Genomic DNA, 7,708 nt, shown 5'->3' with positions numbered 1-7,708 from the left:
CTCTCCCACGCCGCCCACCGGACACAGTCGATCGGTGGATCGAGGCTAAGGGGGGTCGGACGACGTGGTGTCGTCCGGCCCCCCCTTCGCTCCCTCGTGGGGAGGTCTCGTCAGAGGTCGCGGTGGATCTCGAACTCGCGGATGTCGTCCACCGCGGAGTCACCCCGCTTGAGCAGGTTGACGATCGCGAGGACGAGGCCGCCCCAGATGACGAGGATCGAGATGATCATCATGATGATGGCCGTCGTGGTCATGGGTTTTCACCCCCGTCGACGAGGACGTCGGGTGCGTCGTCGAGCGACACGTCGCCCCGCCACGGCAGCAGCGAGAGCAGGATCGCCAGGATCGGCAGGGCGATGACCATGCCCCAGCCGAAGACGCCCAGCAGGTCGGCCGGGTACTTCTCGTAGGGCGCGTCGAGCTTCGCCGTGAGCTCCTGCCACAGCATGACGACGAGCAGCAGCGGGATGACCACGGCGATGAGGGCCGGCCACCAGCCCTTGAGCTTGATCGAGCTGCGCGCGTCGAGGTGGGCGCGCAGCAGACCGAGCTTGCGGAAGGCGTAGGTCACGGCCAGCATCATCACGGCCGCGACGGCGATGATGCCGAAGCTGTTGACGAAGGCGTCCATCGTGTCGAGCACGTAGATGCCGCCGGTGGTCGAGAACATCAGGATGCTCACGACCGCCATCGGCACGCCGACGACGAAGGTCGCCGCCCTGCGCGAGATGCCGACCTTGTCGCGGACGGCGCCGATGACGACCTCGACGATCGAGATGAGCGAGGTCAGGCCGGCCAGCAGCAGCGAGACGAAGAAGAGCACGCCGATGACGAGGCCACCGGGTGCCTCGTTGATGATCGTCGGGAAGGCGACGAAGGCCAGGCCGATGCCGTTGGCGACGACCTCGCTGACCTCCTTGCCCGCGGCCTGCGCCATGAAGCCCAGCGCGGCGAAGACACCGATGCCGGCGAGCAGCTCGAAGCCGGAGTTGGAGAAACCGACGACCGCGCCGGAGCCGGTCATGTCGGTCTTGCGGTCGACGTAGCTGGAGTACGTGATCATGATGCCGAAGCCGACGGAGAGGCTGAAGAAGATCTGCCCGACCGCCGAGATCCACACGCTGCCGTGCGTCAGCGCGCCCCAGTCGGGGGTGAAGAAGGCGTTGAGCCCGTCCATGGCCCCGTCGAGCGTGAGCGCCTGGGCGACGAGCACGATGAAGGCGAGGATGAGCACGGGGATGAAGATGACGGCGGTGCGGCCGATGCCGGTCTGGACACCCAGCGCGAGGACGCCGATCGTCACGACCCAGACGAGCACCATCGTGATGAGGATGCCGGGGACGAAGTCGAAGGTCGGCCCGGGCTCGGGCGCGGCCTGGAGGTAGTCACCGAAGAAGTAGGCCTCCGGGTCGGCGCCCCAGCCCTTGGTGAAGGACAGCAGCGTGTACTTCGCGGCCCAGGCGAGGATCGCGGCGTAGTAGACGGCGATGACGGTGCAGATGAGCACCTGCCACCAACCGAGCCACTCCGCGCCACGGTGCAGCCGGCGAAGGGAGAGGGGGGCCGAGCCGCGGAAGCGGTGGCCGATCGCGTAGTCGAGGTAGAGCAGCGGGATGCCTGCGAAGAGCAGCGCGCACAGGTACGGGATGATGAAGGCGCCGCCGCCCCCTTCGTAGGCCACGTAGGGGAAGCGCCAGATGTTGCCCAGCCCGACGGCTGATCCGATCGCGGCGAAGATGAAGACCCTGCGTGATGAGAAGCCCTCTCTGGGCTTCACCTCTGTGGTCTCTGTGCTGGACATGCTCACACTCCTGGTCGATGCGGAGAACCCCAGCATGCTCCAGCATCGCGGCCAGATGTGGCGGGCGCCACGCCGATCGCGCCTCAGGGGACCTGCCAGGCCTCGCTCACGGACATCGCGGTCAGCAGGACGAGCAGCTCGGCACGCACGTGCGGCTCGTCGAGCTCGTCGGCGAGCAGGTCCTTGAGCCGGTTGATCCGGTGGCTCACGGTCTGCGGGTGCACGCCGAGGGCCTCGGCGACGCTCGGCCGATGGCCCCAGTGCCGCAGCCATGACAGGAGCGTCGCCAGGAGCATGGCCCGCTGGTCGCTCGGGAGGTCGTCGAGCTCGCTGAGGTAGGTCCGCCGCAGCGAGTCGCAGACGACCTGGTCGGCGCTGCAGGCGATCTCGAGCATCAGGTCGTCGGCGAAGGTCGCCTCCGCCGAGCCCAGGCCCAGCTGCTGCGCCCGGAAGGCCAGGTCGAGCGAGGCGGCCGCGTCGAGCATCGGCACGGCGGGTCCGACGGCGCACCGGTGCCCGCGCAGGAGGGGACGAAGGGTGGTCGCCAGCTGGTCCTCGGCCACCGGGTGGAGCAGCACGACGTCGCGGCTGCGCGGGTAGTAGGCGACCTGGCACTCGGACTCGCGGCGGATCTGCGCCGCGGACTCGGGCGAGGTGATGATCGCGCACACGACCGCGTCGTCGTCCCACCCGCACTCGTGGGCCAGGACGAGCGCGCCGTCGTCACCGTGGAGGAGCACTCCCCCGAGCCGGCGGGCGGCCTCGTCCTCCGCGCTCGGCGGGGTGCCGGCGGTCGCGTACCCGGCGCGTGCGGCCGCGACGACCTCTTCGCCCCCGACGAAGATGCGGTCGAGCAGGTCGAGCAGGGCCTCGTGGTCCACGCCCGGGCCCTGGGCGAGCAGCGAGCGGTGCACGTGGCCGTGCGTCAGGCGCGTCGACAGGCGGATGCCCGCGGCCAGGGTCTCGAAGTCCAGACCGGCCCGGGCGCACTCGGCGCCGACGCCCACCCAGATGCTGCCCGGCTCGCTGATCCGCGCGACCTGTCCCTGCGCCACGTACTGCAGGAACCGGCGCGCGAGCTCGTGCACGTCGCCGGGCCACTGGTGGCGCGCCGGCAGCGGGTGGATGCCGAGCTCCTCACCGACCCGTTCGATGAGCACACTCGTGAGCTCCCCCAGGTCCACCAGACCCACGAGATCGAGCAGCTCGCCGGTGCCCTGCACCCGCTCGTCGACCTGGCCCATCCCCTCGCGCCTCCCTAACGCCCTCCACCGGCCGGGTGACCGGGTGCGCTGATTATCCGCGATGACGAATCCCACCGCCCCTGTCACGTCGTGCTAATCGCCTGGCCCCCCTTCGCCTCCTCGAGCAGATGCGTGCCGGGCCGCGACGACGGATGCTGGTGGGAGCAGCACCGGGGGCCCATCCGCAGGGGACGCAGGACCCCGGTGCTGTCCCCCTGCCTGGCCCGCTCCTGCGTGGTGGGTCACGTCGTGCAGCAAAACCTCGGTCATGGTGCATCAGGTGACCCACCTCGGGCGGTCGCGCACCGTGAGGGAGCGGGGCCCAACAGCCCGGGCGCCCGCGCGACCTCGGCCAGCTGCGCCCGTGTCGGCTGGACCCCCACGGCTGCAGCCACCCGCTCGACGAGCCGGACGCGGCGGGCCCGGCGGTAGTAGTCGTCCTTGGTGAAGTCGACGTACGCCCAGCCCTCCGCCTCGAGCGAGCGACGGCGGACGAGGTCCTTGTCGCCGCGCCGGTACCCCTCGAAGTGGACGGCCCCCTGGTACTCCCCCACGGTCCTGGCCTCGCGCCACACGAGGTCACCCTCGGCGAGCCACCCGCCCCGGGCGTCGAAGATCGGGACATTGAGCTCCGGCTCCGGCAGCCCGCCACGCACGAAGAGGACCCGCGAGCGCGTCTCCATCGGCGAGGCCGAGCCGACCCGGACCCAGCGCAGGGCCTCACGCACCCGTTGGCGGTGGGTCCTGGCCCGGGGCGACCCCGCGACCAGCGGCGCCACCGACTCGAGTCGTCGCGCCACCGCGTCCCCCACGACGACCAGCTCGTCGAGGGTGAGGAGCGGGGCGAGGTCGAGCCAGGTGTCGACGAGGGTGGTGGCCCGCTGTCCGCCGACCTCGGTGGTCTCCCGCAGCTCGAGCCCGCGATGACCGATCAGTCCCGGTCTGCGCACCCTGGACCCTGCGCTCATGACGTGGATCTCGTCGTGCCCGCACTGCAGCGGCACCGGCAGGCCGTGCAGCACCGCGGCCGAGCAGTGCGACAGCGCGAACCCGTCCGAGCGCACGAGCCTCAGCGCCTCGGCCCGCTCCGTCAGCGTGGTCGGCAGGACGTGGCTGCGCACCCCGCGGTAGGGGTTGGGGAGCGCCCGCAGGCTGCTCATCTTGGCGCCGTCACGGGTGGCGGCCGCCACCGCGAAGGTCCCGGCCGTGTACGGCTCGGGCAGGTCGAGGGGTCTGGGCATCCCCACAGGGTGCCGAGTTCACGGGGTGCGGCCGCTGAGTTCTCCACATCCCCCCTTCCCTCAGCCCCGCAGAGGGTCACGTCATGCACGAAAACCGAGATCTTGGTGCATGACGTGACCCTCTACCGGGGTGGGGGTGGGTCCGCGGGGCCCGGGCGAAGGGGGTCACCCCCGCTGCGTGGAGTCCGTCACCTCTCCCACGAGCTCCTCGATGACGTCCTCGAGGAAGACGACGCCGAGGACGACACCCTCCTCGTCGCTGACCCGGGCCAGGTGGGTGCCCGTGCGCTGCATGGTCGCGAGCACGTCCTCGACCTCGTCGCTCGGGCGGACCGTGGCCATGCGGCGCAGGCGTTTGCGGGGCACCGGCTCGCTGCGCTCGGTCTCGTCGGCGTAGAGGACGTCCTTGAGGTGGAGGTAGCCGGTGAGCTCTCCCCCTTCGTCGACCGTCGGGTAGCGCGAGAAGCCGTGCTTGGCGACGAGCCGCTCGATGTCGTCCGGGGTGGCGTCGCGCGGGACGGTCACGAGGTCGGCGACCGGCACGCCCACGTCGGCGGCGTCCTTGTCGGAGAACTCGAGGGCGGCGCCGACGAGCCCGTACTTCTCGGTCTCGACGAGCCCCTCCCGGTGGGACTCCCTGACGATGTGCTGGACCTCCTCGGCGGTGAAGGCCGCACCGACCTCGTCCTTGGGGTCGATCCCCATCGCCCGGACGAAGGCCTTGGACACCCAGTCCATCGCGAGGATGATCGGCTTGGCGACCTTCATGACCTGCATGAGCGGGGGCACGAGGATCGTCGCCGACTTCTCCGGGCCGGCGATCGCGAGGTTCTTGGGGACCATCTCGCCGACCACGACGTGCAGGTAGACGACGACGAGGATCGCCAGGGTGAGCGAGGTCGCGTCGGTGAAGGCGTCCGGCACGCCGATGCGCTCCATGACGGGGTGCAGCGCGTGGTGCAGCGCCGCCTCGGAGATGGCACCCAGGAGCACCGAGCAGATGGTGATCCCGAGCTGGCAGGTGGCCAGCAGGACGCCGGTGTGCTGCAGGGCCTCGACGGCGATCGCCGCGCGCTTGTTGCCGGCGTCGGCGAGGGGTTCGAGCTGCGAGCGCCGCGCGGACATCGCCGCGAACTCGGCGCCCACGAAAAAGGCATTGGCCAGCAGGAGCGCCGCGGTGATGAGGACGGTGGTCATGCCCGCTCACCCCCTTCGTCGCTCGTGGCGTCCGTCTCGACGAACCGCAACCGGTCCACGCGTCGGGTGTCCATGTCGGCCACCGTGACCTGCCAGCCCTCGAGCTCGACGACGTCGCCGACCTCGGGCACCCGGCCCAGCTCGGCCATGACCCAGCCGCCGACGGTCTCGTAGGACGAGCCTTCGGGCACGGGCGCGCCGATGCGGTCACGCACCTCGTCAGGGCGCCACAGGCCGGGCACGGTCCAGACGCCGTCGCCGAGCGCCCGCCCGGTCGTCTGCGCCTTGTCGTGCTCGTCGTTGACCTCGCCGACGATCTCCTCGACGAGGTCCTCGAGCGTCACCACGCCCGCGGTGCCGCCGTACTCGTCGACGACGACGCCCATCTGCAGGCCCGAGTCGCGCAGCTGGATGAGCAGCGGGTCCAGGCGCAGGGTCTCGGGGACGACGACGGGGTCGATCATCAGCGCGGAGATCGGCACGGACGCGCGACGCTCGTGCGGGACGGCGATGGCGCGCTTGACGTGGACGACGCCGTCGATGTCGTCCCAGTCCTCACCCGTGACGGGGAAGCGCGAGTGGCCCGTGCTGCGCGCGAGCGCGACGAGGTCCTCGGCGGAGGCGGTGCGGTCGATCGAGGTGGCACGGTTGCGCGGAGTCATGACGTCGGCGGCGGTCTGGTCGCCGAAGCCGAGCGAGCGGGTCACCAGGCGCGCCGTCCCGGAGTCGAGCGTGCCGGCCTCGACGGAGGTGCGCACGAGCGAGGCGAGCTCGGCGGGGCTGCGGGCGGCGGACAGCTCCTCCTGCGGCTCGACGCCGAGGCGGTGCAGCACCCAGTTGGCGCTGCCGTTGAGGATGAAGATCAGCGGCCTGAAGAGCACACCGATGATGCGCATCGGCAGCGCGACGACCTTGGCCGTGGCGAGCGGCGCCGAGACGGCGAGGGTCTTGGGCACCATCTCGCCGAGGATCATCGAGAACGCGGTGGCGATGACCAGCGCGAGCCCGGACGCCGTGGAGTCGGCGACGGCCTCGGACATGCCCGCCGCCTCCAGCCCGGGCGAGATGAGCGCGCCGATCGCCGGGTTCGCGATGAAACCGAGGGCGAGCGTGGTGACCGTGATGCCGATCTGGCACGCGGACAGCAGCGTGGAGAGGGTGCGAAGGGAGGTGAGGACCGGCTTGGCTCCGGCGTCCCCCTGGTCGACGGCCCGCTGCACGGAGGGGCGGTCGAGGGCCACGAGCGAGAACTCGGCGGCGACGAAGAGGGCGGTACCGAGGGTCAGGACGAGGGCGAGGACGAGGAGACCGATGGTCATGGTCCGTCGGATTCTACGGGGCGTCACCCACCGCTGCCTGAGACTCCCCGCCCACCGCTCCCTGAGGAGGTCGCGCAGCGACCGTCTCGACGGGGGCGCCGGCCCCGCGCACGCTCCACCCACCGCGCCCTGAGGAGGTCGCGCAGCGCCCGGCTCGAAGGGGGCGCCCGCCCCACCGCTCCCAGAGGAGGTCGCGCAGCGACCGTCTCGACGGGGGCGCCGGCCCCGCGCACGCTCCACCCACCGCGCCCTGAGGAGGTCGCGCAGCGACCGTCTCGAAGGGGGCGCCGGCCCCGCGCACGCTCCACCCACCGCTCCCTGAGGAGGTCGCGCAGCGACCGTCTCGACGGGGGCGCCCGCCCCACCGCTCGCTGAGGAGGTCGCGCAGCGCCCGTCTCGACGGGGGCGCCCGCCCCACCGCTCGCTGAGGAGGTCGCGCAGCGCCCGTCTCGACGGGGGCGCCCGCCCCACCGCTCCCGGAGGAGGTCGCGCAGCGACCGTGTCGAAGGGGGCGCCCGCCCCCCCGCTCCCTGAGGAGGTCGCGCAGCGACCGTCTCGAAGGGGGCGCCGTCCTCAGCTCCGCCGCCTGGCCGCCGCCTGGATCGCGCCGAAGTCCCCTCGGATGAGCGCCTCCTTCTTCGCGCGCGACCAGCCGTGCAGCTTCCGTTCCAGCGCATACGCCTCGACGACCCGCTCGGTCTCCAGCGACCAGACGAGCTCCACGGGCGTGCGGGTACTCGTGTACTCCGCCCCCCTGCCTGCGCTGTGCTGACGCAGGCGCGACTCCAGATGGTGCGTGCTGCCGACGTAGTAGCTCCCGTCGGCGCACCTGAGCATGTAGACGTGTGCCATCGCTCGATCCCAGCAGGGTCGGCGAGGGGACGAAGGGAGTTATCCACAGTTGTC

At 71.5% G+C, this 7,708-nt stretch carries 7 protein-coding genes; all 7 read right to left on the bottom strand.

Annotation, left to right across the window (positions count from 1 at the left end):
* Window positions 1-110: 110 nt before the first annotated feature.
* Window positions 111-254, bottom strand: coding sequence for a methionine/alanine import family NSS transporter small subunit (locus tag ABC138_RS14925; RefSeq protein ID WP_082807564.1), 144 nt, complete (start codon window positions 252-254; stop codon window positions 111-113).
* Entirely contained in the window at window positions 251-1,801 is a 1,551-nt protein-coding gene (locus ABC138_RS14920; protein WP_345914186.1) for a sodium-dependent transporter, read from the bottom strand. Before ABC138_RS14920 ends, ABC138_RS14925 begins: the two co-directional genes overlap by 4 nt.
* An 83-nt stretch (window positions 1,802-1,884) precedes the next feature.
* A complete protein-coding gene (locus ABC138_RS14915) occupies window positions 1,885-3,045 on the bottom strand; it encodes a helix-turn-helix domain-containing protein (protein ID WP_068422631.1) in 1,161 nt (386 codons plus the stop codon).
* A 266-nt stretch (window positions 3,046-3,311) separates the two neighbouring features.
* Window positions 3,312-4,286, bottom strand: coding sequence for a hypothetical protein (locus ABC138_RS14910; protein ID WP_345914185.1), 975 nt, complete (start codon window positions 4,284-4,286; stop codon window positions 3,312-3,314).
* A gap of 165 nt (window positions 4,287-4,451) precedes the next feature.
* Complete coding sequence (locus ABC138_RS14905) at window positions 4,452-5,483, bottom strand: hemolysin family protein (RefSeq protein ID WP_345914184.1); 1,032 nt, start codon at window positions 5,481-5,483, stop codon at window positions 4,452-4,454.
* Window positions 5,480-6,802, bottom strand: a complete 1,323-nt coding sequence (locus ABC138_RS14900) for a hemolysin family protein (protein WP_345914183.1) — start codon at window positions 6,800-6,802, stop codon at window positions 5,480-5,482. The genes ABC138_RS14905 and ABC138_RS14900 overlap by 4 nt, the downstream gene beginning before the upstream one ends.
* Window positions 6,803-7,375: 573 nt before the next feature.
* A complete protein-coding gene (locus ABC138_RS14895; RefSeq protein ID WP_345914182.1) occupies window positions 7,376-7,654 on the bottom strand; it encodes a GIY-YIG nuclease family protein in 279 nt (92 codons plus the stop codon).
* Window positions 7,655-7,708 lie beyond the last annotated feature (54 nt).

Source organism: Janibacter sp. LM (assembly GCF_039631275.1).
GTDB lineage: Bacteria > Actinomycetota > Actinomycetes > Actinomycetales > Dermatophilaceae > Janibacter > Janibacter terrae.
The sequence above is the reverse complement of the archived record's forward strand: the minus strand, read 5'-3'. Positions and strand labels throughout refer to the sequence as shown.

Excerpts from the sequence above, each read along its gene's own strand:
- ABC138_RS14925 (WP_082807564.1), bottom strand. The coding sequence starts at position 254 with ATGACCACGACGGCCATCATCATGATGATCATCTCGATCCTCGTCATC.
- ABC138_RS14920 (WP_345914186.1), bottom strand. The coding sequence starts at position 1,801 with ATGTCCAGCACAGAGACCACAGAGGTGAAGCCCAGAGAGGGCTTCTCA.
- ABC138_RS14915 (WP_068422631.1), bottom strand. The coding sequence starts at position 3,045 with ATGGGCCAGGTCGACGAGCGGGTGCAGGGCACCGGCGAGCTGCTCGAT.
- ABC138_RS14910 (WP_345914185.1), bottom strand. The coding sequence starts at position 4,286 with ATGCCCAGACCCCTCGACCTGCCCGAGCCGTACACGGCCGGGACCTTC.
- ABC138_RS14905 (WP_345914184.1), bottom strand. The coding sequence starts at position 5,483 with ATGACCACCGTCCTCATCACCGCGGCGCTCCTGCTGGCCAATGCCTTT.
- ABC138_RS14900 (WP_345914183.1), bottom strand. The coding sequence starts at position 6,802 with ATGACCATCGGTCTCCTCGTCCTCGCCCTCGTCCTGACCCTCGGTACC.
- ABC138_RS14895 (WP_345914182.1), bottom strand. The coding sequence starts at position 7,654 with ATGGCACACGTCTACATGCTCAGGTGCGCCGACGGGAGCTACTACGTC.